This is a genomic window from Roseobacter sp. EG26, from assembly GCF_049830555.1.
GTDB lineage: Bacteria > Pseudomonadota > Alphaproteobacteria > Rhodobacterales > Rhodobacteraceae > Roseobacter.
In genome coordinates, this window is sequence record NZ_JBNBLH010000001.1 from 276,679 (window position 1) to 302,751 (window position 26,073).

The 26,073-nt window shown below is 58.7% G+C and carries 23 protein-coding genes; 18 read left to right on the forward strand and 5 right to left on the reverse strand.

Annotated features, from left to right (window positions below; all coding sequences use genetic code 11):
• The first annotated feature begins 83 nt into the window (after positions 1-83).
• The 3 genes from ACOTTU_RS01360 to der are packed head-to-tail and all read left to right on the forward strand — an operon-like array spanning position 84 to position 3,687.
• Positions 84-761 (forward strand): hypothetical protein, encoded by a 678-nt coding sequence (locus ACOTTU_RS01360; RefSeq protein WP_425655779.1) that lies wholly within the window; start codon positions 84-86, stop codon positions 759-761.
• A gap of 60 nt (positions 762-821) precedes the next feature.
• Complete coding sequence (locus tag ACOTTU_RS01365; RefSeq protein ID WP_425655780.1) at positions 822-2,171, forward strand: PQQ-binding-like beta-propeller repeat protein; 1,350 nt, start codon at positions 822-824, stop codon at positions 2,169-2,171.
• A gap of 52 nt (positions 2,172-2,223) precedes the next feature.
• Positions 2,224-3,687, forward strand: a complete 1,464-nt coding sequence (gene der / locus ACOTTU_RS01370) for a ribosome biogenesis GTPase Der (protein WP_425655781.1) — start codon at positions 2,224-2,226, stop codon at positions 3,685-3,687.
• On the opposite strand, the gene ACOTTU_RS01375 is transcribed toward der, so the two are convergent.
• On the reverse strand, positions 3,684-4,379 hold the full coding sequence (locus tag ACOTTU_RS01375) for a hypothetical protein (RefSeq protein ID WP_425655782.1): 696 nt from the start codon (positions 4,377-4,379) through the stop codon (positions 3,684-3,686). The two genes, der and ACOTTU_RS01375, sit on opposite strands and share 4 nt — an antisense overlap.
• A 128-nt stretch (positions 4,380-4,507) precedes the next feature.
• On the opposite strand from ACOTTU_RS01375, the gene ACOTTU_RS01380 reads away from it, so the two are divergent.
• Complete coding sequence (locus ACOTTU_RS01380; RefSeq protein ID WP_425655783.1) at positions 4,508-5,638, forward strand: DUF2235 domain-containing protein; 1,131 nt, start codon at positions 4,508-4,510, stop codon at positions 5,636-5,638.
• Between the two features lie 83 nt (positions 5,639-5,721).
• Positions 5,722-6,204, forward strand: coding sequence for a hypothetical protein (locus ACOTTU_RS01385; protein WP_425655784.1), 483 nt, complete (start codon positions 5,722-5,724; stop codon positions 6,202-6,204).
• A 16-nt stretch (positions 6,205-6,220) separates the two neighbouring features.
• Here the strand turns inward: ACOTTU_RS01385 and ACOTTU_RS01390 are convergent, their stop codons facing one another.
• From ACOTTU_RS01390 to ACOTTU_RS01400, 3 genes are read right to left on the reverse strand one after another with little or no spacing between them, the layout of a single operon-like run.
• A complete protein-coding gene (locus tag ACOTTU_RS01390; protein ID WP_298913296.1) occupies positions 6,221-6,802 on the reverse strand; it encodes a TadE/TadG family type IV pilus assembly protein in 582 nt (193 codons plus the stop codon).
• Complete coding sequence (locus ACOTTU_RS01395; protein WP_298913294.1) at positions 6,799-7,335, reverse strand: TadE/TadG family type IV pilus assembly protein; 537 nt, start codon at positions 7,333-7,335, stop codon at positions 6,799-6,801. Before ACOTTU_RS01395 ends, ACOTTU_RS01390 begins: the two co-directional genes overlap by 4 nt.
• Positions 7,332-9,077, reverse strand: a complete 1,746-nt coding sequence (locus ACOTTU_RS01400; protein WP_425655785.1) for a pilus assembly protein TadG-related protein — start codon at positions 9,075-9,077, stop codon at positions 7,332-7,334. The genes ACOTTU_RS01395 and ACOTTU_RS01400 overlap by 4 nt, the downstream gene beginning before the upstream one ends.
• 380 nt (positions 9,078-9,457) lie before the next feature.
• Between ACOTTU_RS01400 and ACOTTU_RS01405 the strand changes: the two genes are divergently transcribed.
• The 13 genes from ACOTTU_RS01405 to ribD all read left to right on the forward strand — a co-directional run bounded on the left by ACOTTU_RS01405 (position 9,458) and on the right by ribD (position 24,056).
• Complete coding sequence (locus ACOTTU_RS01405; RefSeq protein WP_425656436.1) at positions 9,458-10,843, forward strand: Glu/Leu/Phe/Val family dehydrogenase; 1,386 nt, start codon at positions 9,458-9,460, stop codon at positions 10,841-10,843.
• Positions 10,844-10,929: 86 nt separating this feature from the next.
• Positions 10,930-11,520, forward strand: coding sequence for a DUF6151 family protein (locus ACOTTU_RS01410; protein ID WP_425655786.1), 591 nt, complete (start codon positions 10,930-10,932; stop codon positions 11,518-11,520).
• A gap of 109 nt (positions 11,521-11,629) precedes the next feature.
• A complete protein-coding gene (locus tag ACOTTU_RS01415) occupies positions 11,630-12,883 on the forward strand; it encodes a sarcosine oxidase subunit beta family protein (RefSeq protein ID WP_425655787.1) in 1,254 nt (417 codons plus the stop codon).
• Positions 12,884-12,949: 66 nt separating this feature from the next.
• The gene (locus ACOTTU_RS01420) at positions 12,950-13,222 is read left to right on the forward strand and encodes a sarcosine oxidase subunit delta (protein WP_425655788.1); all 273 of its coding nucleotides are present in this window, start codon (positions 12,950-12,952) and stop codon (positions 13,220-13,222) included.
• Positions 13,219-16,161, forward strand: coding sequence for a sarcosine oxidase subunit alpha family protein (locus ACOTTU_RS01425; RefSeq protein WP_425655789.1), 2,943 nt, complete (start codon positions 13,219-13,221; stop codon positions 16,159-16,161). The genes ACOTTU_RS01420 and ACOTTU_RS01425 overlap by 4 nt, the downstream gene beginning before the upstream one ends.
• On the forward strand, positions 16,154-16,699 hold the full coding sequence (locus tag ACOTTU_RS01430; protein ID WP_425655790.1) for a sarcosine oxidase subunit gamma: 546 nt from the start codon (positions 16,154-16,156) through the stop codon (positions 16,697-16,699). Before ACOTTU_RS01425 ends, ACOTTU_RS01430 begins: the two co-directional genes overlap by 8 nt.
• A gap of 35 nt (positions 16,700-16,734) precedes the next feature.
• A complete protein-coding gene (locus tag ACOTTU_RS01435; protein ID WP_298913281.1) occupies positions 16,735-17,058 on the forward strand; it encodes a hypothetical protein in 324 nt (107 codons plus the stop codon).
• A gap of 116 nt (positions 17,059-17,174) precedes the next feature.
• Entirely contained in the window at positions 17,175-19,130 is a 1,956-nt protein-coding gene (gene dnaG / locus ACOTTU_RS01440; RefSeq protein WP_425655791.1) for a DNA primase, read from the forward strand.
• Positions 19,131-19,333: 203 nt separating this feature from the next.
• Positions 19,334-21,316 carry an RNA polymerase sigma factor RpoD gene (gene rpoD / locus ACOTTU_RS01445; protein ID WP_298913277.1) on the forward strand — a complete coding sequence of 661 codons (1,983 nt, stop codon included), beginning with the start codon at positions 19,334-19,336 and terminating at the stop codon, positions 21,314-21,316.
• Between the two features lie 155 nt (positions 21,317-21,471).
• Positions 21,472-21,888 carry a hypothetical protein gene (locus tag ACOTTU_RS01450; protein ID WP_425655792.1) on the forward strand — a complete coding sequence of 139 codons (417 nt, stop codon included), beginning with the start codon at positions 21,472-21,474 and terminating at the stop codon, positions 21,886-21,888.
• Between the two features lie 43 nt (positions 21,889-21,931).
• Positions 21,932-22,351 carry a secondary thiamine-phosphate synthase enzyme YjbQ gene (locus ACOTTU_RS01455; protein ID WP_425655793.1) on the forward strand — a complete coding sequence of 140 codons (420 nt, stop codon included), beginning with the start codon at positions 21,932-21,934 and terminating at the stop codon, positions 22,349-22,351.
• A gap of 134 nt (positions 22,352-22,485) precedes the next feature.
• Entirely contained in the window at positions 22,486-22,953 is a 468-nt protein-coding gene (gene nrdR, locus ACOTTU_RS01460; RefSeq protein WP_298913271.1) for a transcriptional regulator NrdR, read from the forward strand.
• A gap of 17 nt (positions 22,954-22,970) precedes the next feature.
• Positions 22,971-24,056 (forward strand): bifunctional diaminohydroxyphosphoribosylaminopyrimidine deaminase/5-amino-6-(5-phosphoribosylamino)uracil reductase RibD, encoded by a 1,086-nt coding sequence (gene ribD / locus ACOTTU_RS01465; RefSeq protein WP_425656437.1) that lies wholly within the window; start codon positions 22,971-22,973, stop codon positions 24,054-24,056.
• Here ribD and ACOTTU_RS01470 read toward each other — a convergent pair.
• Positions 24,053-26,071 carry a capsular polysaccharide biosynthesis protein gene (locus ACOTTU_RS01470; protein WP_425655794.1) on the reverse strand — a complete coding sequence of 673 codons (2,019 nt, stop codon included), beginning with the start codon at positions 26,069-26,071 and terminating at the stop codon, positions 24,053-24,055. The genes ribD and ACOTTU_RS01470 overlap by 4 nt on opposite strands.
• Positions 26,072-26,073: the final 2 nt, after the last annotated feature.

Here is a 26,073-nt window from a genome sequence, read left to right on the forward strand (position 1 = left end):
CGTCCTACCGCGCCCAAAGCGAGGTCTTGGCTTGCCCCGCGACCCGCGCTAAGAGGGGCGGGAATTCAATCCGGCGGGTGCGTATGAGCGACACAGACAGTTTTATCGATGAGGTCAACGAAGAGGTCCGCCGCGACCGTTTGTTTGTCATGCTCAAGCGATATGGGTGGATTGGGATTCTTTTGGTTGTCCTGATTGTCGGCGGCGCTGCCTGGAACGAATACCGCAAAGCCTCCATCCGTGCAGAGGCCGAAGCTTTGGGCGACGGTATGCTGGCGGCATTGGCGCAAGGAACATCGGCTGAGCGCGCACAGGAGCTGGAACAATTGGCCCCGCAAAATGCAGCGGCAAAGGCGATTGTCGCCATGTTGACCGCTTCGGAAGCGGAGCAGGCCGAAGATGCCGCGACTGCGGTGGCGCAGTTGAATGCCATCGCCGTGGATGGCGAGGTTCCACAAATCTATCGCCAGATCGCAAGCTTCAAAGCGCTGACGTTGCAGGCCGGAACACTGGATGCGAATACGCGCCGACAGCAGTTCGAGGCGCTCTCAAATGCAGGCTCTCCCCTGCGGCTGCTGGCGACAGAGCAAATCGCGCTGATTGATGTGTCCGAAGGCAAAACCGACGCGGCCCTTGAGCGCTATCAGGGCATCCTGCAAGACGCTGGCGTGACCTCGGACTTGCAACAGCGGGCCTTACAGGTGATTGTAGCCTTGGGAGGCACGCCCGATCTGGAAAATTTGCCCACGGTGGAAAACTGATCTGCTGGCAAGGTAAAGAGGACGGGTGGCAAGCGGTATGACAGGCAGAGCGATTAAGGCATGATGCAAATTCCGAATTCATCTGTGCGGGGGCGGATGACCTTTTGCCTGCTGGCAGCCGCCACTTTCCTCACGGCGTGCTCCGAGCCTGATGTCATCCTGCCGGGCAAACGTGAAAGCATCCGCTCGGTGGTACAGGAAGAAGACGCGGCCATAGCCGTGGAGGAAGCGGAAAACGAAGCGCGCCCGATATCCCTGCCGCCCGTGCAAGCCAATGCCGACTGGACCCAAGGGGTCGGAACGCCACAGTTCCGGGTCAATCACGCCGCTCTGAGCGCATCCCCGCAGCAAATCTGGAGCGTTGGCATCGGATCGGGCGACAGTCGCAGACAGCGCATCACGGCGGATCCGGTTGTGGGCGGCGGTTTGATCTACACGCTGGATGCGGCCTCACAGGTCGCTGCTGTCTCGACCTCCGGCGCGATTGCCTGGAAAGCGGACCTCAAACCTTTGCGCGATGGTGCCGAAGCCGCGACCGGGGGCGGTCTGGCCTATAAGGACGGCATATTATTTGCCTCGCTCGGCTACGGCTCAATTGCCGCTCTGGATGCCAAGACCGGGACCGAAATCTGGCGTCAGCGACTTGATGGGGTCGGTGTCAGCACGCCTACGGCTTTTGACGAGCTCGTCTATGTGACTTCGGGCGACGACACCGGTTGGGCATTGCGCGCATCAGATGGCCGCATTGAATGGCAACTGGCGGCCTCGCCGGATGGGCACAATGTTCTGGGCTCTCCTGCGCCCGCCGTTGCAGATGGGCTGACGATCTTCGGCTTTGGTTCCGGAGAGGTCCAGGCGGTGTTCCGGCGCGGGGGGCTGCGTCGGTGGGATGCCTCTGCCCTTGGTCAGCGGTTTGGCCGGTCGCTGGGCGCTGTTGGCGATGTCACCGGTGCCCCGGTCGTTTCGGGCAATTCGGTTTACGTTGGCAATCAGTCAGGGCGAATCGTGGCGCTCAACCTTGAAAGCGGCGGACGTATCTGGACCGCGCCGGAGGGTGCCGTTGGGCCGGTAATGCCGGCAGGTGACAGTGTCTTCGTGGTCAACGATTTGGGTGAACTGGTCCGGCTTGATGCGTCGAGCGGTGCGCGCATCTGGGGTGTCCAACTGCCCAACTTTGTAAAGAACCGACCCAAACGTCGCGCCGAGATCATTGCGCATCACGGACCGATTCTGGCGGGCGGACGCATCTATGTCGCCTCAAATGATGGCGCATTACGCAGTTTTGACCCGGTGAGCGGTGCGTTGCTGGGCTCGGTCGACATCGCCCAAGGGGCGACAACCGCGCCGGTGGTTGCGGGCGGTGTGCTCTACGTTGTGTCCACGGGCGGCAAATTACACGCTTTCCGTTGACATAAAGGTAGGGTAAAGCGCGCCTTTATCCCGGCTTTTGGAGCCTTTTGACATGTCTTTCACCCTCGCCATTGTGGGGCGCCCGAATGTGGGCAAATCAACATTGTTCAACCGGTTGGTGGGCAAGCGGCTTGCGCTGGTTGATGATCAACCCGGCGTGACCCGCGATTTGCGCGAAGGGGCTGCACGGCTGGCTGATTTGCGTTTCACCGTCATAGATACGGCCGGTCTCGAAGAGGTGACCGACGACAGCCTGCAGGGACGGATGCGTCGGCTGACCGAACGGGCCGTGGATATGGCGGACATTTGCCTTTTCATGGTGGATGCACGGGTTGGCATTACCCCCTCGGATCTGGTTTTCGCTGATATCCTGCGCAAGCGTTCCGCACATGTCATTCTGGCTGCGAATAAATCCGAAGGGGCGGCTGCGGATGCAGGCGTGATCGAGGCTTATTCATTGGGGTTGGGGGAACCCATCCGGCTGTCGGCGGAACATGGGGAAGGGTTGAATGATCTTTACACCCATCTGATGCCTCTGGCTGATCAGTTTGCAGAGCGCGCCGCAGAAGATGCCCCCGACACCGACGTGACGCTCGATGAAGATGATGGCGACATGGAGGCGGAAATCCCCATGCCCTCCGACAAAAAACCCCTTCAGGTGGCGGTTGTCGGACGCCCGAACGCGGGGAAATCCACGCTCATCAACCAAATTCTCGGCGAAGACCGTTTGCTGACCGGCCCGGAAGCCGGGATCACGCGGGATGCGATCTCATTGCGCACCAACTGGTCCGGTGTGCCCATGCGTATTTTTGATACGGCGGGCATGCGCAAAAAAGCCAAGGTGCAGGAAAAGCTGGAAAAACTCTCCGTCGGGGACGGGCTGCGCGCGGTGAAATTTGCCGAGGTGGTTGTTGTCCTTCTGGATGCGGCGATTCCCTTTGAACAGCAGGATTTGCGCATTGCCGATCTGGCAGAGCGGGAAGGGCGCGCGGTCATCATCGCGGTCAACAAGTGGGATGTCGAGGAAGACCGGCAGGGTAAACTGAAAGAGCTCAAGGAGAGCTTCGAGCGTCTGCTGCCGCAACTGCGCGGCGCGCCCCTCATCACGGTGTCTGCCAAGACGGGCCGGGGGTTGGACCGGCTGCATGAGGCAATCATGAAAGCCTATGACGTCTGGAACAGGCGCGTCACCACATCCCATCTCAATCGCTGGCTATCCGGCATGGTCGAGGCGCATCCGCCTCCTGCACCGCAGGGCAAGCGGATCAAGCTGCGCTACATGACGCAGGCCAAGACGCGACCGCCGGGGTTTGTGGTGATGTGTTCGCATCCCGACAAGGTGCCTGAAAGCTATAGCCGCTATCTGGTGAATGGATTGCGCCTTGATTTCGACATGCCCGGCACGCCGATCCGCCTGTGGATGCGGGGTCAGAACGAAGCCAACCCCTACAAGGGGCGCAAAAAAGCGGCCCCCTCGAAGCTACGCAAGCACACCGACGGGCGCCGACGGGACTAGGAGCCCCGCATGGCTTTGAACGTCGGCATCAGCAAAGCGCCGGCGCCGCCACCCGCAAGGGCGGCCACGGTGGGTTCATCCGCAAGGTTCTGAACAACAATGGCGATCAGCGCCCAGATGGCGGCGATCCCGTAGGTCGGCGCGCGCTTGAGGGTGGACTGGACACCCGAGGCCAGTACGAGCGCCAGAAAGATGAAAATAAGCGCTGCAAGCTGTTCGGTCAGCCACCCATAGCCGGCCGCCAGCAACCCCAGCGAGACGGAGCTGGCGGCACTCAGCCATCCGGTGTAAAGCCCAACGGGCAAGGCCGCCCATAGCTGATCTTGCCGCGGGGCACGGAACAGTGCGAACAAGGCCGAAATCAGCATGGCCCAGATGAGAACCGACGCCCAGACCGGGCTTTGAGTCGCGACCGCGAGCCATATGGTGCCAATGGCCAGCGAGATCGACAGCGGTGCGCGCATGGCGTGCCAACCGGGGTCTTCTGCCCGTTTTATTGCCCCAAAAGCCATGCCCACGATGAGCCACAGGTAGATCACGCCCCAAATGGCGAAGGCATATCCCGCCGGTTGAATGGGGGGATTGTCCTGAGGCATGGGAAATTGATCGGCGTCAAACCCGTTGAAGTCAGACACCAGTAGGGGTGATGCGGCAAAGGCAATGGCCAATAGCGATGCCAGATAAGCGGTCATTTTGGGTGTCGTGGCAGCCGGTCCTTTTCTGCTCCGAGGAGCATTCCATTCGTTAAGGGCGCGCGCGCAGGTTTAAGCGCCTGCGATGATCCTTCTGTCATGTGTAGGGCGCAAAAGGGGATAGGCAAATGGCATATATCGCGATTTTTTGTGACGGAACATGGAACAGCGCCAGCACGGGCGGGCAAACACATGTCTTGCGGCTGTCTGATGTCTGCGCGCAGACAGTTGAGCAAAAGGTCATGTATTTTGAGGGTGTTGGCACCGGATCGGGCATGATGAGCCGCCTGGGGCGTTGGCTGAGCAAGGTTGGCGGGGGTCTTTTCGGCTGGGGGCTGAACCGAAACATCAAGGCGGCTTATCTGGCGCTGTGCCAGACCTATCAGCCGGGTGACAAAATCATGATCTTCGGGTTTTCGCGCGGGGCTTATACGGCTCGGTCGTTGGCGGGCATGATCCGGAAATGCGGCATCCTCGAAAACCCAACCCGGATCAATCTGTATCGCGCCTTTCGGCTCTACCGCAGGCGCGGAGTAAACAATCGGCCCGATGCGGCCCATATCATGAAGGCGCGGCAGAAACTCTCACCCGGATTTGCAACCAGCCAATCAGATGTGATTGCCCGCGCAGATGACAGTTACCTGGTCCGGATCACCTATCTGGGCGTCTGGGACACGGTTGGCGCTCTGGGCATCCCGGCCAGTATTTTTGGCAAGGTGGCAGAGTGGTGGAACGCGCGCTACAAATTTCATGATACGACCCTGTCGCATCTGGTGGAAAATGCCCGCCATGCGGTCGCACTGGACGAACGCCGTGTCCTCTATGAACCGAGCCTTTGGGATAACCTTGAAAACAAGCCCGGCACGCCCGGGCTCAACCAGGGGGATGAAAGTGCCAACAGGCCCTATCAGCAGGTCTGGTTTGTGGGCGATCACGGCATTGTCGGAGGGTCGGCAACGACCCGTGCCTTGAGTGAAATCACGCTGGCATGGATATGGGAGGGGGCGGCAAGGCTCGGTCTGACCCTCAAACCCGGGGTGGAAATTCCGATGGTATCGGTAGACCCCACCATTCAAACCGATGAAATTGATGATCTGGGTCGCCTCTATCGGCTGGCTCCCTGGCTGTTGCAGTGGCGCAAAGGACCGATGCGCACCCTTGATGTGCACGACACGGTGCGCTTGCGATTGGCCAGTATGCCATCCTATCGGCCGGGCAGCTTGCGCAATCTGATGCCCGGCCTGTCGCGCAAGCCGTGACTGGCAGGTCACGCACCTTTGCTCTTGTGAGCCGGTGGCGGTGCAGGATAGGAGGCGTGTGACACCAGATAGAGGCGTTTCACATGCAAGAGACAAGCGACACCGAGGTTTTGGCAACTGTTGCCGCGTCAAATGGTCGGCGGTTCCTTGGCATAGGTCTTTTGGCGTTTCTGGGCGTTCTGGTGATTTACGTGGCGATCGTCGCGCCCCCCAGCTTTGGCTGGCAGCTATTTCTCATCGCCATTGGAGCATCGTCCCTGATGATTGCGGATGCCATGCGCCGGTCCACGGTTCACCGGCTGGAACTGACGAAAACAGAATTGCGCGACAGCGGGGGGCTGACCATCGCCGAGGTCGATAACATCGTCTCGATTGATCGCGGGGCGTTTGCCTTCAAGCCATCCAATGGCTTCTTGCTCCGCCTGCAGGAACCGGTCGAGCGAAAGTGGTGCCCGGGGCTCTGGTGGCGCTTTGGTCGGCGCGTTGGTGTCGGCGGCATGACGCCGGGACGTCAAACCAAATATATGTCTGAAATCATCGCTGTCATGCTGGCAGAACGGTCTTGAGGTTATTGGACAATCTTCAGTCGCAACTGTCCTCAAAACATACCTGCGGTGAATAGCGCGGACGTGTGAAGGTGAAATTGTGCAAGGTCCGTTCGCTCATGCCGATCTTGAACGCGGGCCGAAAACCCGCCCAGGTTTCGACAACCACAACCGTCGCTCCGTCATACATCACCGGCAGCACATCATGCCAGTTTTCGACGTCGTCTGTTGTGAGTTCTCCGAAATCACCGCGAGGTTCGGACCAGAGCACGGAATAAGTACCCAGTGTCTCATCTTCGGGATCATCGTCATTATAGGTCACGCTGGTGACCCGCAAAGCCGTCGGGGTGTTCGAGCGCACCAGCGTATCGAAAACCGTGTGGGCCCCGTCAAGGAAGGCACCGTTGACCGTCGCCTGCCGCGAAATTAGGTCTGCAATTGTAAAGGCGGCTTTCTGGTTCACCGTGTTTTGCCGAAATGCATCGTAGTAGGTCAGCATTGCCATGTACCCCCAAAACAGGAAGGGGCAGATGATCAGGAATTCCATCGTCACAGCACCGCTTTCATTGCCGGTGAACTGTGCGACGCGGGCACGACATCGTTTGTAGAAATCGATCATTCATTCGGCTCCTGTACGAAAGCGGACATGGCAGTCATCCGGGGGAGACCTTCGGCCTGATCCCACTCAAACCCCAGTCCGGAAGTTGGCACGACCGGATTGAAAACCAGACAGGCGCGAATAATCATCAGGTCATGATTGCCACCCTGAACAAAGGTACGGGGCGGGTTCACTTCTTCGTTGGTGTCGACGCAGTCGGCCTGTGCCGGCAGGCCCGCAAAAGCGGTGGGTGAGATCGGCGTCATTTCCAGCTGCAGGCGCGCCTCGCAATTGGGCAGAAAGGGGGCCTGTTCGCATACCATGGTTTTCAATTCACCATGCTGTGGCGCTTCGCCCGTGCTTAACCGTACGGTACGCACCGCGATATCCAGCCCGCGTTCAAGCCACATCTGGCGCATCGAATAGATGCCGGTTTCGATGGAGGTCAGGAAAACCGTGAAGATCAGCGGGACGATGATCACGAATTCGATTGCGATCTGACCCTCCTCGTCACGGCGAAACCGGCGCAGGAGTTTTGAAATATGGTGTCTCAATGTGTCAGCCTCAGTTGTGTGATCTCATGCGCAATCGCATTGAAGGCATCGGCGATTTCCAGACCATCAACATCAAAGTAGTGGCTGACGGAGCTTGCGCAGTTTCTCAACACTGCTTGCCCGTTTTCAGGGGCCTCAAAGCCGATGGTGAAGACGATCACGCCTTCGTCCTTGGCTTCATCGCATATGTTTTCGGTGCGGGTGTTTTTGGTGCCCGAGCTGACATTGTCGAAGGCGTTATAGTACCAACGGTTTGCAGCGGTGCTGTAGTTCATCCACGGGTAGAAGTTGGTGTAGAAGTTTTCCAGGATCGGCGTATGGGCCCAGAGATCGGGGAAACTGATGTTATAGGCGCCACCCGCCGGGGTGCCAGCCGAGCAATCCCAGTCGCTGGAATCGGATGAGTTGGTTGGGTTCAGGCAGCCGTAAGGTGAGACACCCCAGCGTTCGTCATCCCCATCGACATCTGCGTCGCCATCTGTGTCCACGGCACGGGAGTAGTAGAACTCCTCGGTGATGTCGTCGTAAACGGAATAGACGCTTGCATCCGCATTCCACCACAATACGGTCTGACCTTCGCGGTAGCCGTCTTCGATGTAGTACTGGGCAGTGTTTTCACCGTCTGTCATCAGAACGATCACCTTGAGGTTTTCATCCGAATTGTAATCGGCGGGACGTCCCGAGAATTGTGCGGAAACGGTGCCGTCCGAAATCAGACCTTCGACCATCGGGCTCATGCTGGAATCGAGCATGGCAAGACCCCATTTCATGCCGACGTCGATTGAGGTGTTGCCTGCGGCATCCAGCGCCTCGATGTAGTTTTTCAGGACGTCACGGTCTTTTTGAAGTGGCAGAATTTCGCGGTTTGCGTCCGCTTCGCAAACAGGCGATCTGACCAGCTCATGCGGTGTTGACAGGCGCCCGTCCCCGTCGTCCAGCGAACTGCGATAGGTCCATGGGTCAAAGTGCATGGTGCGCTCGTAAGCAACCACGGGTGGCGCGCCCGCCGCAGCTGACGGAACGCGCATGGCCGGTGTCAGGAAATCACTTGCGGCAAAGTTCAGGCAGTTCGAGTGTGGGTTGGTCCCTTCCAACGTCAGCCTGTCCGCCATTGCGTCAGGTATCGACACCTGGGTGGCGTAGGGGACGATCGAGATCGCCATGCGGCCATCCTGGCTGTTGTTGGCGATCTGGTCGACAAAGTCCTTGGCTGCGACCTTGAGATTTACAAGACGGCTGTTGCGGCCCATTGACCCCGACACATCCAGAACCAGTGAAATTTCCAGATTGCTCACCACCTCTTCGGCAGTCCCGGCGACGAACAGGGGAAGATCGTTCACGCCCGTCATCGCCATGTAGGGCGAGGGTGTGCGGGCCCGGGCAGACGCTTCGACAGTGCGGAAGTAGTTCGTGGGCAGGTTGTCCCCCGGCGTGACAGTGATGTCGCCCAGGTATTCAGCGATTCCCGCCTTTTCGAAATAGTCGGTCACGACGACATTGGGATCGAGTGTCTGCTGCAGGTCAGCCGCCGCCAGGATCGCACGATCAAGTGTATTCTGAACCTTGATACGTTCCATTTCATTGCGCATCAGGTCGACGGCGATGCCGCAGACCATCAAAACCATAAACAGCATGAAGATGGTGAAGATCGTGATCACCCCGTCTTCTTCGCGCACAAAACGCTCAAACGGTGCGGGACGCTTGTCTTCAGCTTCGGGTTTCTCCGGCGAAATGCGTGTCATGTTACTACCAACTCGTTGCGTTAAATCTGCCTTGCGGCATGGAAAACTGACTTTCTTGTATGCTTGGGTTTTGTGGCAGAAAGCGGGCGGAAACGCGCCGACGCGCCAGAAAAAGATAAATTTTTATGTTAATTTCAGCAGTTTAAGGGCGTTTTGAGAAACGATGGGGCCCTTTGTTGTCGACTGTTTCAATGTCAGCGACGAAAAACCCGATTCCCGGCGATATCGGGTTTTTCCGTAGTCGCCCAAAAAACTGGCAAAGAACGACTCACCGTCATAGGGTGGCATTGTCGTCGTATGAACAACAATGATCCGCCAACAGGAGAAAGACATTGAACCAGCACACTAGCGAACCGAGCTTTAGAGAAAGCGTTGATCAGATGTTCAACCGGGCCGTGAGCCTGATGGATCTTTCGCCGGGACTGGAGGAAAAGATACGGGTCTGCAATGCAACTTACACGGTGCGGTTCGGGGTTCGGCTGCGTGGCAAGATACAGACGTTTACCGGCTACCGTTCCGTACACTCGGAGCATATGGAACCGGTCAAGGGTGGCATCCGGTTTTCGCTAGGCGTTAATCAGGACGAGGTGGAAGCACTGGCCGCGTTGATGACGTACAAATGTGCTCTGGTTGAGGCACCATTCGGTGGATCAAAGGGCGGGCTTTGCGTCGATCCGAGAGAATACGACGAGCATGAGCTGGAGCAGATCACCCGACGGTTTGCCTACGAGCTGATCAAACGCGACCTGATCAACCCCAGCCAGAACGTGCCGGCCCCGGACATGGGGACGGGCGAGCGTGAAATGGCCTGGATCGCCGATCAGTACAAACGCATGCAGACAACGGATATCAACGGCAACGCCTGCGTGACCGGCAAACCCTTGAACGCAGGCGGGATCGCCGGACGGGTCGAGGCCACCGGGCGTGGCGTGCAATATGCGCTTCGGGCGTTCTTCCGCGATGCGGACGGCATGAAAAAGGCGGGCGTGACAGGAGATCTCGAAGGCAAGCGCGTGATTGTGCAGGGCCTTGGTAACGTGGGCTACCACGCGGCGAAGTTCCTTGCCGAAGAGGATGGCAGCGTCATTACCGGCATCATCGAGCGTGACGGGGCGCTCTTTAATCCCGATGGTCTTGATGTCGACCGGGTACGCGACTGGATCGCCAAACACGGGGGCATTTCCGGCTACTCCGACATGCATCACGTCAAGGATGGTGCGAAGGTTCTGGAAGAGGATTGCGACATTCTGATCCCGGCCGCGCTGGAAGGTGTGATCAACCTTGGCAACGCCGATCAGATTAAAGCGCCCTTGATCATCGAGGCTGCGAATGGCCCGGTCACGGCGGGCGCGGATCAGGTGCTGCGCGAAAAAGGGGTGGTCATGATCCCGGACATGTACGCAAACGCAGGCGGTGTGACCGTCAGCTACTTTGAGTGGGTCAAGAACCTCAGCCACATCCGGTTTGGCCGCATGGGCCGACGTCAGGAGGAATCGCGGCACCAGTTGATTGTCAGTGAATTGGAACGGCTGTCGCGCGACAAGGGACTGAATTGGGAGCTGAGCCCGGATTTCAAGGAGAAATACCTGCGCGGTGCCGGGGAACTGGAACTGGTGCGTTCCGGTCTCGATGACACCATGCGTATCGCTTATCAGTCGATGGCCAACGTCTGGCATTCGCGCGATGACGTGGATGACCTGCGGACGGCTGCTTATCTCGTCGCAATCGACAAGGTGGCGGCAAGTTATCGCGCCAAAGGTCTCTGAAGCGACGGTTCGAAACCAAAGTACAATGCTGATCGCCGGGGCTTGGTGGCCCGGCGTTCTTCGAGACTCAGAATTGGAGGCATGCCGTGACTGAGAATGTCACCTTTTCCTGTGATTGCGGCACCCTCAAAGGTGTGGTGCATGACGTCACGCCCGCTGGAGCCTGCCATCTAATTTGCTATTGCAAAGACTGCCGGGCTTTTGCCCGCCACATGGGGCAGTTGGCCGCGTTGGAACCGGGAGGGGGCAGCCCGCTGGTTCAGGTCTTGCCCGCGCGCGTTGAAATCTCTCAAGGCGCTGATCAGATTGCCTGTTTGCGGCTTTCACCGAAAGGGCTGAACCGGTGGTATGCGGCGTGCTGCAACACGCCACTGGCCAATACTGTGCACAGCTCGAAAATCCCGCTCGCAGGCATGTGGCGGCCGAATTTTGACGATACGGCTGCCTTCGGGCCGGTTGTGACCCACGGTTTTACCAAACACGCGCTGCCAGAAAATGGCGCGCCTCGAAAAGACAAAGGGTTGGCGCGCATGTTGGGCGGTCTGATCAAACGATCATTGGCAGCTTACCTGGCTGGCACCGCGCGGCAGAACCCGTTCTTTGACAAGGCGGGCCAACCGGTTGTTGCGCCGCAGGTTATTTCGCTGGCGGACCGCGAGGCTGCCTATAAGGAGTAAGGCCGGCGCGAAGAGTGCGGTCCCGGAGCGACACTTTTGGTCGTATTCAATTGTAGCGGTGCAGGGGCAGTGTTGTTAGGTTTTGTCCGAACAACAGGGAGAATCTGCGGTGAAATTCTCAGGCCTACGGGTTCTCAGGGAAGGGCTGACAGGCAACAAGGGCTGGACCCCGCACTGGCGCGATCCGACACCAAAAGCAGAATATGATGCGCTGATTATTGGCGGTGGCGGCCATGGGCTTTCAACGGCCTATTATCTGGCAGAGAAACACGGGCTAACCAATATCGCCGTGCTGGAAAAAGGCTACATCGGCAGTGGTAATATCGGCAGGAACACCACGATTGTGCGTGCGAACTATTTTCTGCCGGGAAATTCGGAATTCTACAGCCATTCGATGAAGCTCTGGGAGGGACTGGAGCAGGAACTCAACTACAACGTGATGTTCTCGCAGCGTGGCATCATCAACCTTTTTCATTCCGATGGTCAGCGCGATGCTTTCGTGCGCCGCGGTAATGCGATGATCAATCAGGGGGATGACGCGATCCTGCTCGATCGTGACGGCGTCAGGAAATATCTGCCCTATCTTGATTTCGACAACACGCGTTTTCCAATCTATGGCGGCCTGTTGCATCCACGTGGCGGGTCTGCGCGCCATGATGCTGTGGCCTGGGGATATGCCCGCGGGGCCGATCAGCGCGGCGTTCACCTGTTGCAGAACTGCGAAGTGACAGGGATCGATATCGAAAACGGCGCGGTCAGAGGCGTGCAGACGACGCGCGGGGCCATCAAGGCCCGGAAGGTTGCAATTGTAACCGCTGGCCGGTCAGGGCAGGTGGCCGCGATGGCGGGGATGCGTCTGCCGATCGAAAGCCATGTGTTGCAGGCCTTTGTGTCCGAAGGATTGAAGCCCTGCATTGATCATGTGGTCAGTTTCGGCATGGGCCATTTCTACATCAGCCAATCCGACAAGGGCGGGCTGGTATTCGGTGGCGATCTGGATTTCTACGCCTCCTATGCGCAGCGCGGCAACCTGCCGATGGCCGAACATGTGATGGAAGCGGGGATGACCTTGATGCCGATGATCGGCAAGGCCAAAGTGCTGCGCAGCTGGGGCGGCATCATGGATATGACGCCGGATGGCTCTCCGATCATCGACAAGACCGATACGGCGGGTTTGTATCTGGATTGTGGTTGGTGCTACGGCGGTTTCAAGGCGGTCCCAGCCTCCGGGTTTGCGCTGGCGCATCTGATGGCCACCGATCAACATCATGAGACAGCAACAGGCTTTCAACTGGACCGTTTCCGAACCGGGCGCGGCATTATTGATGAAGAGGGTACCGGCTCTCAGCACAATCTGCACTGAGGGGGAACAGGGGATGAAAGCCATCTGCGGAACTGCTTTTAAAAACTGGCGAAAAGGGGCTGCGCGATGCAGCTGACTTGTCCTTTGTGCGGTGCGCGGGATCGTCGTGAATTCTATTATCAGGGCGATGCTGTGGCGATGACACGTCCGGCGCCCGACGCAGGCGCTGATGCCTGGGACGACTATGTTCATCTGCGTGATAACCCCGCTGGGCAGACGCGTGATTTGTGGCACCACGAGGGGGGGTGTGGTGCCTGGATTGTCGTCACCCGCAACACCGTAACCCATGAGGTGCTCTCGGTAACGCTTGCCGAAACCGAAGCGAGGGCGGCCAGATGAGGGTTGATGGCAAAGGCCTGATTGACCGCTCGAAACCCGTGCGCTTCGAGTTCGACACCATCGGTTACGGCGGGTATTCGGGTGATACGGTTGCATCTGCGCTGCTGGCGAATGGTCAACGTCTGATGGGGCGATCCTTCAAATATCACCGGCCACGCGGCGTACTGACAGCGGGCAGCGAGGAACCCAACGCGCTGGTGACGGTTGGCCGCGGTGCTGCGCAGGAGCCCAACGTACGGGCGACGATGCAGGAGATTTTCAACGGGCTTGAAGTCCGGTCCCAGAATGCCTGGCCCTCCCTGCACTGGGATGTCATGGCCATCAACGATCTGGCCTGGCCGTTTTTGGGGGCAGGGTTCTACTACAAGACGTTCATGTGGCCGCCCGCGTTTTGGGAGAAGCTCTATGAGCCGATCATTCGGCGCGCCGCGGGCCTTGGGGGGCTTAGCGGGCGGAGCAATGAGGACACCTACGAAAAGGCATATGCGTTCTGTGATCTGCTGATCATCGGGGGCGGGCCAACCGGGCTAATGGCGGCACTCGTTGCCGGCCGCGCGGGGGCCGATGTGATCCTTGCAGACGAAGATGCGCTTTTGGGGGGGCGCCTGAACGCGGAAACCTATGTCATCGACGGCGAGAATGGCAGCGATTGGGCTGCTGCCGCCGTGGCCGAATTGCGGGGTCTGGAAAATGTGCGCCTGATGACCCGCACAACCGTGACCGGCGCCTATGACCAAGGCACATATGCAGCTTTGGAAAGAGTGACCGGGCATCGTGCATCGCCGGGTCGTGGCGCGCCATTGGAAACGTTCTGGCGGATCGCCGCCAAGCACGCGATCCTCGCGGCGGGGGCACTGGAACGACCCATTGCTTTTGCAAACAATGACCGCCCCGGGATCATGACTGCCGGAGCCGTGCGCACCTATCTCAACCGATACGGCGTGAGCCCCGGGCAATCTGTGGCCGTTTTTGGCAACAATGATGATGCGCATCGCACAGCCCTCGATCTGGTCGAAGCGGGCGTGGAAGTTGCGGGCCTCATCGACAGCAGACCGGATGCGCAGATCCCGGGTGCGGATTTCCCGGTTTATGCCGGGGCCGTGCTGACGGGCAGTGCGGGTCGACGCGGGCTCCAAGGGGTCACGGTTCAAGGGCCAAGAGGCACCTTCAGGATCGACGCTGATTGTCTGGCCATGTCGGGCGGTTGGAACCCGACCGTCCACCTGACTTGTCACATGAATGGCAGGCCCACCTGGCGCGAGGACATTGCCAGTTTTGTGCCGACGCCAGATAGCATTCCTGGCCTGAAGGCCGCCGGGGCCTGCAACGGCACCTTTGGGACATCAGAGTGTTTTGCAGCGGGGTCTGATGCTGCCAGGACGGTCCTGAAAGAGCTGAAACTGAAAGCCCCCCGTGTCGATCTGCCCGTAGCCAGTGATGCCGATGACGGTTTTGGCATCACGCCGCTTTGGGCCGTGCCCGGCAAGGGGAGGGCCTGGCTGGATTTTCAGAACGACGTGACGGTCAAGGACATCAAACAGGCGGCAACCGAAAACTTCCGCTCGGTGGAGCACATGAAACGCTACACCACCCAAGGCATGGCAACGGATCAGGGCAAGAATTCCAACGTCGCGGCCCTGGCGGTGCTGGCCGACGCAACCGGGCGCGGCATTCCGGAAACGGGCACCACGACGTTCCGCCCTCCCTACGCACCGGTTGCTATCGCCGCGATGGGCGCAGGGGGTCAGGGAGACGGGTTTGCACCGCAACGTTTCACCACCTCACATCAGGTCAGCATCGCGATGGGAGCCCCCATGATCGAGGCAGGTCTGTGGTATCGTCCGAGCTATTTTCCAAAGGCCGGCGAAACCACATGGCGCCAGTCCTGCGACAGGGAAGTGGCCTATGTGCGCGAGACCGTCGGCGTCTGCGATGTCTCCACGCTGGGAAAAATCGACATTCAGGGCCCGGACGCCGGTGCTTTTCTCGATTTCGTCTACGCCAACACCTTTTCCACGCTGAAAACGGGACGTGTCCGATATGGGCTGATGCTGCGCGAAGACGGTCATGTGATGGATGATGGCACCACGGCACGTCTGACGGATCAGCACTTTGTCATGACCACAACAACCGCCGCTGCAGGCAATGTGATGCGACATCTGGAGTTCGTACATCAGGTGTTGCGGCCTGATCTCGATGTGCGTTTCACGTCCGTTACCGAGCAATGGGCGCAATTCGCTGCTGCCGGGCCTCGGTCCCGGGAATTGCTGAATGAAATCCTCGACACCCCCATCGACAATGACACCTGGCCCTTCATGGCCTGTGGCGACGTAACGGTCGCGGGTGTGGCAGGTCGGCTTTTCCGCATTTCGTTTTCGGGTGAACATGCCTATGAGATTGCCGTTCCCGCCCGATACGGGGAGAGCTTGTTTGAATTGCTGGTCAAACGGGCCGAAAGCCTGAGCGGCGGGGCCTATGGAATGGAAGCGCTGAATGTGCTGCGGATCGAAAAGGGCCATATTACCCATGCCGAAATCCACGGGCGCACCACAGGCTTCGATATCGGTTTTGCCCGGATGATCAGCACCAAGAAGGATTGCATCGGTCAGACGATGGCGGCCCGCGACGGGCTGGTCGATCCCGGTCGCGAACGGTTTGTTGGCATGAAACCGGTGGGCGCGGTCAAGGAACTGACGGCAGGGGCGCATGTGTTCGAAAAGGATGCCTCTGCGATACGGGTCAACGATCAGGGCTATGTCACTTCGGTGGCGTTTTCGCCAACGCTGGGCCATTTCATCGGGCTGGGCTTCGTCAAAAGAGGCCCGGAGCGCTATGGTGAGGTCATGCGTGTCGTGGACCATCTGCGCGATCTCGAAACAGAGGTCGAGATTTGCGATCCGGTCTTTTTTGATCCTGAGGGAGGCCGAACACGTGGGTGAGCTGATTGCAAAAAGCGCCTTCGGTGATCTGTTGCCGCTATCTGTAGGCGCGGCGACGCTGAGCGAAGCCGATGTCGGCCATTTGACCTCCATCGCACCGTTTCGCGGGCAGACAACGGCGACATCACAAGCGCTGCGTGCCGCCCATGGTATGGCGCTGCCCGCTGTGAACCGTGCCACTGGAAAAGCAGTCGCGCGGGCCATCTGGTTCGGCAAAGATATGGCATTGCTGGTCGGACCGCCTCCGAATGCCGATCTTGCCAAAACCGCAGCGCTTACCGATCAATCCGATGCCTGGGCTTGTGTAACCCTCGACGGACCCCCTGCCGAAGATATCCTGGCGCGTCTTGTGCCCGTTGACTTGCGCGCTGCCGAATTCAAGCGCGGTCATACGGTCAGGACGCAAATCAGGCACATGAACGGCTCGATCACCCGGGTGGGCAGCGACAGCTTTCTGATCATGGTCTTCCGGTCGATGGCGATCACTTTGGTGCACGACATCAAAGAAGCTATGGAAGCCACTGCCGCCCGCCGCTAATGTGTTGCAAGGGTTACCTGATCGGAGAATGAAAAATGTTGCGTTACGTGTCGGCCTTTGTCTTTTTGCTTACTGCCTCCCCGGTTCTTGCACAGGACGACAAAGAAGTGCTCTGCGGCCATCAGGCAGATATTGTCGCCGCCATTGCCCAGGCTCGCCTTGACCGTGTGAGCGAGCGCAAACTGCCCCAGGCGCTCGCGGAAAACGCTACCTGGCCTGCCAATTACAACGGCATGATCCCGGTGCTTGCGCCCCACATGTACGGGTTGAAACGCAAGGAATTGCGCAATACCGATTGGCGCAGCGCGACCTTCGAGCAGTGCATGGGGGCGGATCTATCCTCTTTGCAGGGCAATTGATCCGCAGCACATAGCTGCGCGTTGCGCCTTGCTTGGGTGGCATGACCCGGTGATCTGGAGATTGAATTTCACTGCGGCGTCTGGACTCTCATCGGGTGCGCGCCGATATATAGATCATGAGCCTTCCACCCGGATTTCTTGATGAGTTGCGCACCCGTTCCAGCCTGTCTCAGGTGGTTGGGCGCAAGGTCATCTGGGACGCGCGCAAATCCAATCAGGGCAAGGGCGATATGTGGGCACCATGCCCATTCCATCAGGAAAAATCGGCCAGTTTCCACGTGGATGATCGCAAGGGTTTTTATTATTGCTTTGGGTGTCACGCCAAGGGCGACGCCATCTCATTTGTGCGTGAAACCGAGAATGTGGGCTTCATGGAGGCCGTCGAAATTCTTGCGCGCGAGGCCGGGATGCCGATGCCGGAACGCGACCCCCAAGCCCAGCAGAAAGCCGACAAACGCAGCCAGCTTGTCGAGATCATGGAGCAAGCGGTCAAGTTCTTCCGGCTGCAACTGAATACCGGTGCCGCCGCTGAAGCGCGGGCCTATCTGGAACGTCGCGGGCTGGAGGGTGCTGCCCTTGAACGCTGGGAAATCGGCTATGCGCCGGATCAATGGCAAGGGCTTTGGGATTACCTGAAAGCCAAGAACGTCGAGGATCAGCTGATACTGGATGCAGGTCTTGCGAAACCGTCGACCAAGGGCGGTAAGCCCTATGATACCTTCCGGGGACGGATCATCTATCCAATCCGGGACGCGCGCGGTCGCGCCATCGCTTTCGGCGGTCGCGCCATGGATCCCAATGACAACGCCAAATATCTGAATTCGCCGGAAACCGAACTCTTCGACAAGGGGCGCAGCCTTTACAATCAGGGCCCGGCACGCACGGCGGCGGGTAAAGGTCAGTCACTGATCGTGGCAGAAGGCTACATGGATGTGATAGCACTTGCCTCCGCCGGGTTCGAGGCCAGTGTGGCCCCTCTGGGTACCGCAATCACTGAAAGCCAGTTGCAGATGCTCTGGCGGATTGCCCCCGAACCGATCATTGCGCTGGATGGCGACACGGCGGGTCTGCGCGCGGCCATGCGTCTGATTGATCTGGCGCTGCCGTTGCTGGAGGCCGGTCAGTCCCTGCGGTTTGCCATCATGCCGGCGGGCAAGGATCCCGACGATCTGCTGCGCGAGCAGGGCGCACCCGCTTTGCAAAAGCTGCTTGATGACGCCATGCCGATGGTTCGGTTGCTCTGGCAGCGCGAAACCGAGGGTCGTGTGTTTGACAGCCCGGAACGCAAGGCGGCCCTTGACAAGGCCCTGCGCAGCAAGATCATGACGATCAAGGACCCGTCCATTCGCAGCCATTACGGGCAGGAGATCAAGGACCTGCGCTGGCAGCTTTTCCGTCCGCAACCCGGGCCGAGGAATACCGCAAAGGGACGCGGAGGCTGGCAAAAACCGCCCGCCGCCGCGCGGGCCACAACGAAATCATCCCTGTTAGCGGCTGCGGAAGACCCGGCCAGCACGGATCATCTGCGTGAAGCGGTGATCCTCGCCGTTCTGGCAAGTTGCCCGGAGGTGATCGAGGAGTTTGAAGGGGGCATCGAACAGATGCGCTGCAATGACCCGTTTCACAGGGAATTGCGACATGTGTTGCTGTGCAACATGGGAATGAGTGCGGACGGCCTGCGGGAACAAATTTCCCAGTCACTGGGGGAAGGGGCTCTTGAAAACCTGCTGTCGCAGCGCCATGTCGCCATCGTACCCTGTATCCGCACGCCGGGAGATCTGGACAAGACGCGGATGACGGTGGCTGAAGAACTTGCCAAATTACAGAGCGCCCAAGGTTTGGACGCGGAAATTGCCGAGGCCGTTGAAGATTTGGGTGGCGTGGCGGATGAAGGCCTGACCTGGCGCTTGTCCGAAGCCGCCAAGGCGGCAGACATGGCGCGGCGCAGTGGTCAGGAAGACCGGGCTGAATATGATGTTGCCGACAATGGCGCTGTGTTGAGCCGCGATGAAAGACGGCGGCTGGATGATCTGTTGGGGCAGATAAAAATTGAAAAACCGCGCAAGAGATGACGCTGTGGTTCATGTCGGGCCGAATCAGTTGTGAAAGGGAGTATGGGGATGCAAATAAGCACCACAAACCGGACGGTTAACCAAATTTGAACGGGAAACCCGCAGAAAAAGAAGGTAAATGGGTGGCCGAATCACCCAAAAACGCTAGATGATTCCCAAGTGATTCGGGCGAGCGAATCACTGAGACCTCTGAGGAGCACCGCATGGCCGCGAAAGACACCAACGAAGACGCAAAATCAGACGATCAGGAATCGGGCCATTCGCTTGATATGAGCCAGGCTGCGGTCAAGAAGATGATCGGTGAGGCGCGCGAGAAGGGCTACATCACTTACGATCAGCTGAACACCGTGCTGCCGCCGGATCAGGTCAGCTCCGAGCAGATCGAAGATGTGATGTCCATGCTCTCTGAGATGGGGATCAACATCATTGAAGATGAAGATGCCGAAGAGGAAGAGGCAAAAGGCTCGACTGAACTGACGACCACCGAAGGCACCCGCGAGGTCACCCTGGGGTCGGGGACAGCTGAAAAACTGGACCGCACGGATGATCCGGTCCGCATGTACCTGCGCGAAATGGGCTCTGTCGAACTGCTCAGCCGTGAAGGCGAGATTGCGATCGCCAAGCGCATCGAGGCCGGTCGCAACACGATGATTGCGGGGCTTTGTGAAAGCCCGCTGACGTTCCAGGCGATCACCATCTGGCGCGACGAATTGCTTTCCGAAGATATTTTGCTGCGCGATGTCATTGACCTGGAAGCCACCTTCGGCAACCAGATGGACGAGGATGGCGCGGTCGATGAGCCGGTTGTCGCCGCTGATGGCAGCACGGTTAAGAAGGAAGATACCGGCCCGGAACTGGATGCCGACGGGAACCCCATCGCTAATGACGACGACGATGACGAAGATGATCAGGCCAACATGAGCCTTGCCGCCATGGAGGCGGCGCTGAAACCTCAGGTTCTGGAGGCGCTGGACATCATCGCAGATGACTATGTCAAACTCTCTGAAATGCAGGACAGCCGGATTTCGGCGACGCTGAACGAAGATGGGACTTTCACGCAGTCAGATGAAGATCTCTACCAGAAACTGCGTGCAGAAATTGTGCTGCTGGTGAACGAACTTCATCTGCACAACAATCGTATCGAGGCGCTGATCGACCAGCTTTATGGCATCAACCGTCGCATCATGCAGATTGATTCCGCCATGGTGAAGCTTGCTGATCAGGCCCGCATCAACCGTCGTGAATTTGTCGATGAATATCGTGGTTATGAGCTTGATCCGAACTGGCTGGAACGTATGGCCGAGAAGTCGGGCCGTGGATGGCAGATGTTCATCGAACGCTCCACCGAAAAGGTTGAAGAACTGCGCACCGATATGGCGCAGGTCGGTCAATATGTGGGTCTTGATATCTCCGAATTCCGCCGCATTGTTCAGCAGGTTCAAAAAGGTGAGAAAGAGGCGCGCCAGGCCAAGAAGGAAATGGTCGAGGCAAACCTGCGTCTGGTGATTTCCATTGCGAAAAAATACACCAACCGCGGGTTGCAGTTCCTTGATCTCATTCAGGAAGGTAACATCGGCCTGATGAAGGCGGTGGACAAATTTGAATACCGCCGTGGCTATAAGTTCTCGACCTATGCGACCTGGTGGATTCGTCAGGCGATCACTCGGAGTATCGCGGATCAGGCGCGCACGATCCGTATCCCGGTGCATATGATCGAGACGATCAACAAGCTGGTGCGTACGGGGCGCCAGATGCTGCATGAGATTGGCCGCGAACCAACGCCCGAGGAGCTGGCTGAAAAACTGCAGATGCCGCTGGAGAAGGTGCGCAAGGTGATGAAGATCGCCAAGGAGCCGATCTCTCTGGAAACGCCGATCGGCGACGAAGAAGACAGCCAGTTGGGCGATTTCATTGAAGACAAGAATGCGGTGCTGCCCTTGGACAGCGCCATTCAGGAAAACCTCAAGGAAACCACCACCCGTGTTCTGGCCTCGCTCACCCCGCGCGAGGAACGCGTGCTGCGCATGCGTTTCGGCATCGGCATGAACACCGACCACACTTTGGAAGAAGTCGGTCAGCAGTTCAGCGTGACCCGCGAACGTATTCGCCAGATCGAAGCCAAGGCATTGCGCAAGCTCAAGCACCCCAGCCGGTCGCGCAAATTGCGGTCATTCCTGGATCAGTGAAAAAACGCCCGGCAGGCGGCATTGCCTGTCGGGGAATTTTCATGCGCACGGGGCCCTCTGTACCAGCCTGTTTGTGCAAAGATACTTTGTGAGTTTGGAAAATCTGTGCCTTGTTCTATGGTCGGCGGAATACCGACGGTAGGGGATGTCATCTTATGAAGGTCTATGTTCCGCTTTTGCTCAGTTTAGCTGTGGCTCTGCCAAGCCTCGCAGCACAGCCTTTTCGGGCGGTAAACCGGCTTTTCGTCTATCCCTTGAGCGCCGATACTTTCGAAGTGATAGAGGACCGAGGCGTGGGTGCGCGGGGCATCTGGTGCGCAGCAGCAGATTACACCAAGGCAGCGGGTCTCGATGGGGCCCGCAAGCGGATGTACATATTGGAGCCGCGCGGGCCTTCCAAAACCGTTCAAGGACGTATGGGGGTGGTCTACACGCTCAACCCGGATGACGCGTTGCGCAACACGCCCACGTCATATTCGGTATCGGTCAAACGGGTAGGTGAGAATCTTCCCGTTGGTCACGCCTATCTTTTCTGCGAGGCGTTCATCGAAGAGCTGTTTGACCGTTTCTGATCAGCAGCAATGCCAATGATGAACTTGGGCCGGGTCCGAAAAGATGAATTGTGAGATACAGATCACGACCTCGGGTCCAGGGCTTTATGAGTTTACGGATCGTCTGCGGGACCGTCTCGAAGGTTGCGGCGATGGCCTCGTGACTTTGTTTATCCGCCACACATCTGCATCTCTGCTCATTCAGGAAAACGCCGATGCCGATGTACAAAGCGATCTGCGAGCCTTCTTTGATAGGTTGGTGCCATCATCGGATGATCCGAAAATGGCCTACCTGCGCCACACCTATGAGGGTCCTGACGATATGCCGGCGCATATCAAGGCGGCGATGATGCCGGTCAGCCTTTCCATACCTGTCCGGAACGGGCGGGCGCTGTTGGGAACCTGGCAAGGTGTCTACCTTTTTGAACACCGCGCGCGACCGCACCAGCGTGCCGTGGCCGTGTCGTTTCTTGGCAACCCTTGAGGCTGGAATGCACCTACCAGATGTGGGTGTACATTTCCCCTCTACCCAAAACTTAGCCTCTCCCCTATAAGTGTGGATAAGTGGGGCGGCGATCCCACAAAAGAGGCAGAGACACAACTAAAGGGGGACGGCCCATGCGCTGCCCGTTTTGCGGAAACATTGACACTCAGGTTAAAGACAGCCGACCCGCCGAAGATCACGTATCGATCCGGCGGCGCAGGTTTTGTCCGGCTTGCGGCGGGCGCTTCACCACCTATGAGCGCGTTCAGTTGCGCGACCTGGTTGTGATCAAATCCAATGGTAAGCGCGAAGATTTTGACCGTGATAAACTGGAGCGGTCCATTCGGATTTCGATGCAGAAACGCCCGATCGATCCGGAACGCATTGATCAGATGATCTCCGGCATTGTGCGCCGTTTGGAGAGCATGGGGGAGACTGACATTGGCTCCAAACAGATTGGTGAGATCGTAATGGAGGCTCTGGCGCGGATCGACACGGTCGCTTATGTGCGTTTTGCCAGTGTTTACAAGAACTTCCAGGCCGCCGACGACTTCGACAAGTTTGTCAGTGAATTGCGGCCAGACGTTCCTTCAGAAGAGTGAGTGAGCCCGGCCGCTTTATGGCGCTTGCGCTGTCTTTGGGACGGCGCGGGCTGGGCAGGACGTGGCCCAACCCGGCCGTAGGCTGCGTGATCGTGAAAGGCCAGCGCATTGTCGGTCGCGGCTGGACCCAACCTGGCGGTCGCCCACATGCTGAGACCGAAGCTCTGGCGCAGGCTGGCACATTCGCACAAGGCGCAGATGTCTACGTCACACTGGAGCCCTGTGCACATCATGGTGAAACACCACCCTGCGCACAGGCTCTGATCGACGCGGGCGTGGCGCGGGTTTTCGTCGGTGCGCGTGATACAGACCCGCGCGTCAGCGGAAAAGGCTCCCAGATGTTGCGCGACGCCGGTATCGACGTGATCTTTGATGCAGCGGAGGAACGGGCGCTCGCCGCAAACGCGGGTTTTTTTGCCCGTATCGAGGAAGATCGTCCCTTTGTGACGCTAAAGCTCGCCAGCAGTTTTGACGGCAGGATTGCCACTGCAACAGGCGAAAGCCAGTGGATCACCGGTCCGGAGGCACGTCGCTTTGTCCATGCTCAAAGATCACGGCATGACGCTGTGATGGTAGGCGGCGGGACGGCGCGCAAGGATGACCCAAGTCTGACGGTTCGCGGTTTGGGCATGAAGCATCAGCCAGTGCGGATCATCGTCAGCAGGCGCCTGGATTTGCCGCTGATGAGCACGCTGGCGCGCACCGCCAAGGAGGTGCCCGTGATCCTTTGCCATGGTCGTGACGCTGATCCGACGCTCTTGCAGACATGGCGCGATCTCGGCGCAGAGGTGTTGGCCTGTTCAGCCTCAGGAGCGCAACTGGACCCGCGCGATGTGATGCGGCAACTCGCGGATCGCGGTCTGACGCGCATTTTTTGCGAAGGCGGCAGCGCCCTTGCCGCCAGTTTGATCGAGGCCGATCTGATTGATGAACTGGTAGGGTTTACTGCGGGTCTGACCATTGGTGCCGAAGGCTTACCATCCATCGGCGCGTTGGGGGTCAGCCGCCTGAGAAACGCGCCGAGATTTTCGCTGGTCGAGACACGCCGCATTGGTGCAGATGCACTGCATATCTGGCGGCGCGACCCACGCTACGTTTCTTAACGCTGCCAAAACCACCGGGCGCTCGCAAAGAGGCCTTGTAGTTTGGAGAGCAGTCGATTGCCAGCCGGGTGGCCGGGCGCTCCCTCTTCCGCCAGACGTTTGATCGCGATTTCAACAGGGCAGGGCATTCCTGTCACCGGATCCAGATATCGCGGGTAATCGATTAACGTTGCATGCGCGAGGCCTGCCAATGACGGGGTTGCCCGCCTGCGCGGCGGCACGTCGTCACGATCCCGCGTCAGCCCCCACCCCGTGTAGAAGGGGGCACCCCATGTGGTGACCGGCAGCCCCCGGATCAGCGCTTCAAACCCCAAAAGGGATGTCATCGTCCAGACTTCCTGAACCTGCTCCAGAAGGTCAATCGCATCAGCCTTGTGGGCAACACAATCTGCCAGAGCCGATGCGTCACAGGCGCCGTCCCTCAAACCGGCTTCGACATCGGGATGGGGTTTGTAGATCAGCACCGCTTCGGGGTTTGCCTGCCGTGCCGCCTTGAGCAGATCAAGGTTGCGGCGCACGGTGCCAGCTCCCAGCTTTACAGAGGCGTCATCTTCAACCTGACCCACCACCAGAATGCGGTGCCCTTCCGGCAGAACGATCTGGTCGCCACCCAGATTGTACTTGTTGACCCGTTTGGAAATCAGCGACCGGATCAGATTTTGTGCGCGCAACTCCTGATCCGGGCGCAATTTTTCGCGTTCCGCAATCATCGTTTCGAGGCGGCTGGGCTTGGTGGGGTCATAATAAATGCCCAGATCATCACAGACCAATGACAGTGGTGGGACAAGTTCGGCACCCAGTCCGCGCGATCTGAGAAACCCGTCCTCGACGCGCGTGGCATCCGATTGACCGATGGTTGCCTTGCTGGCCCAAACCATCCAGGGGCGATCCCCAGCGCGTGCACGCGCGGGCTCATCTTCGAAGATCACTTGTTTGTGCTGGCCATAAAAGCGTTGCAGGTGAGGCCTTTTCCAAAGGCTCATGCCAGAAGCGACCCACCCCTTGTGATCTTCACGCCATGCGCGCGCCAGTGCCGCCATACTCTCAAGAGCTGTCTGAAAATCGCACAACCTGTCATCGTAGGGACAATACCACTTGGGATAGATCATCATCGCGGCGGCAAACAACTGCGCGCGCGTCAGCTTGCGTTGACGGCGTTGCACCGGGAATTCATCCGTGGACAACCCCCAACCGGCATAGAAGGGCTGGCCAAATACACGCGGCTTGTGACCGGCAAAAATGGCTTCGAACCCAAGTTGGGACGACACCGTATAGACGCCGATAGCGCCGTCGAACAACGTCCACGGGCTGATGGGTTCAGTCGTGAAGGTGACCCTGTCCGATGCATCCTGGACCTCGAAATAACCTTTGCGAAACCCCGCGACGGTCTCTGGATGGGTCTTGATGATGATGGGCGCGCCGGGATGCTCTTCCTGCGCGACAAAGAGCATTTCGAGAAAGCGGTTCCGATCCGCACCGGACGCCACCACCGAGGCATCACCATGGGTTTGGTCCAGCACCAGAACGTAGCCCGGCGGCCGCGCGGGAAGGGCAGGATCAACCGCGCTGAACTTGGTCAGATGCGCCTCTTTCATGCGTTCAATCGCCCCGCGCGCCTGATTGAGCAGCGCCGTATCGTCCAAGGGGTGCGTGGCGAGCAACGTCTCAAGATCGGAGGGAGTCGTCGGGTCATAGTGGACGCCGGTTTCGTCTATCAACAAGCCCAGTGGCGGCTCCCCGATGCGTCCGGGATGCAGGGAGCGCACCCAGGCGTCCTCGACCCGCACCAGCTTACTCCCTTTGCGTTCGGCCACGGCTTCACCGCGGTGCGATGTTGGACTGTTGCCCCAGACGCCCACCATGTCATCAGGCCCGGGGGCACCGATCTTCACGTCAAAGCCGCTCAGGTGCAAAATGCGTCGAATGCGCGTTTGGGTGAGAAATCCACCGTTATAAACGTAAAGCCGCCGGGCAGTTTCCTGTCCGGCGGGGTCAAGGTCACGTGACGTGGCCATGG

Bases quoted from the DNA above. Each gene is read 5' to 3' on its own strand.
- ACOTTU_RS01360 (WP_425655779.1), top strand. From the start codon at position 84: ATGAGCGACACAGACAGTTTTATCGATGAGGTCAACGAAGAGGTCCGC.
- ACOTTU_RS01365 (WP_425655780.1), top strand. From the start codon at position 822: ATGATGCAAATTCCGAATTCATCTGTGCGGGGGCGGATGACCTTTTGC.
- der (WP_425655781.1), top strand. From the start codon at position 2,224: ATGTCTTTCACCCTCGCCATTGTGGGGCGCCCGAATGTGGGCAAATCA.
- ACOTTU_RS01375 (WP_425655782.1), bottom strand. From the start codon at position 4,379: ATGACCGCTTATCTGGCATCGCTATTGGCCATTGCCTTTGCCGCATCA.
- ACOTTU_RS01380 (WP_425655783.1), top strand. From the start codon at position 4,508: ATGGCATATATCGCGATTTTTTGTGACGGAACATGGAACAGCGCCAGC.
- ACOTTU_RS01385 (WP_425655784.1), top strand. From the start codon at position 5,722: ATGCAAGAGACAAGCGACACCGAGGTTTTGGCAACTGTTGCCGCGTCA.
- ACOTTU_RS01390 (WP_298913296.1), bottom strand. From the start codon at position 6,802: ATGATCGATTTCTACAAACGATGTCGTGCCCGCGTCGCACAGTTCACC.
- ACOTTU_RS01400 (WP_425655785.1), bottom strand. From the start codon at position 9,077: ATGACACGCATTTCGCCGGAGAAACCCGAAGCTGAAGACAAGCGTCCC.
- ACOTTU_RS01405 (WP_425656436.1), top strand. From the start codon at position 9,458: ATGTTCAACCGGGCCGTGAGCCTGATGGATCTTTCGCCGGGACTGGAG.
- ACOTTU_RS01420 (WP_425655788.1), top strand. From the start codon at position 12,950: ATGCAGCTGACTTGTCCTTTGTGCGGTGCGCGGGATCGTCGTGAATTC.
- ACOTTU_RS01425 (WP_425655789.1), top strand. From the start codon at position 13,219: ATGAGGGTTGATGGCAAAGGCCTGATTGACCGCTCGAAACCCGTGCGC.
- ACOTTU_RS01435 (WP_298913281.1), top strand. From the start codon at position 16,735: ATGTTGCGTTACGTGTCGGCCTTTGTCTTTTTGCTTACTGCCTCCCCG.
- dnaG (WP_425655791.1), top strand. From the start codon at position 17,175: ATGAGCCTTCCACCCGGATTTCTTGATGAGTTGCGCACCCGTTCCAGC.
- rpoD (WP_298913277.1), top strand. From the start codon at position 19,334: ATGGCCGCGAAAGACACCAACGAAGACGCAAAATCAGACGATCAGGAA.
- ACOTTU_RS01450 (WP_425655792.1), top strand. From the start codon at position 21,472: ATGAAGGTCTATGTTCCGCTTTTGCTCAGTTTAGCTGTGGCTCTGCCA.
- ACOTTU_RS01455 (WP_425655793.1), top strand. From the start codon at position 21,932: ATGAATTGTGAGATACAGATCACGACCTCGGGTCCAGGGCTTTATGAG.
- nrdR (WP_298913271.1), top strand. From the start codon at position 22,486: ATGCGCTGCCCGTTTTGCGGAAACATTGACACTCAGGTTAAAGACAGC.
- ribD (WP_425656437.1), top strand. From the start codon at position 22,971: ATGGCGCTTGCGCTGTCTTTGGGACGGCGCGGGCTGGGCAGGACGTGG.
- ACOTTU_RS01470 (WP_425655794.1), bottom strand. From the start codon at position 26,071: ATGGCCACGTCACGTGACCTTGACCCCGCCGGACAGGAAACTGCCCGG.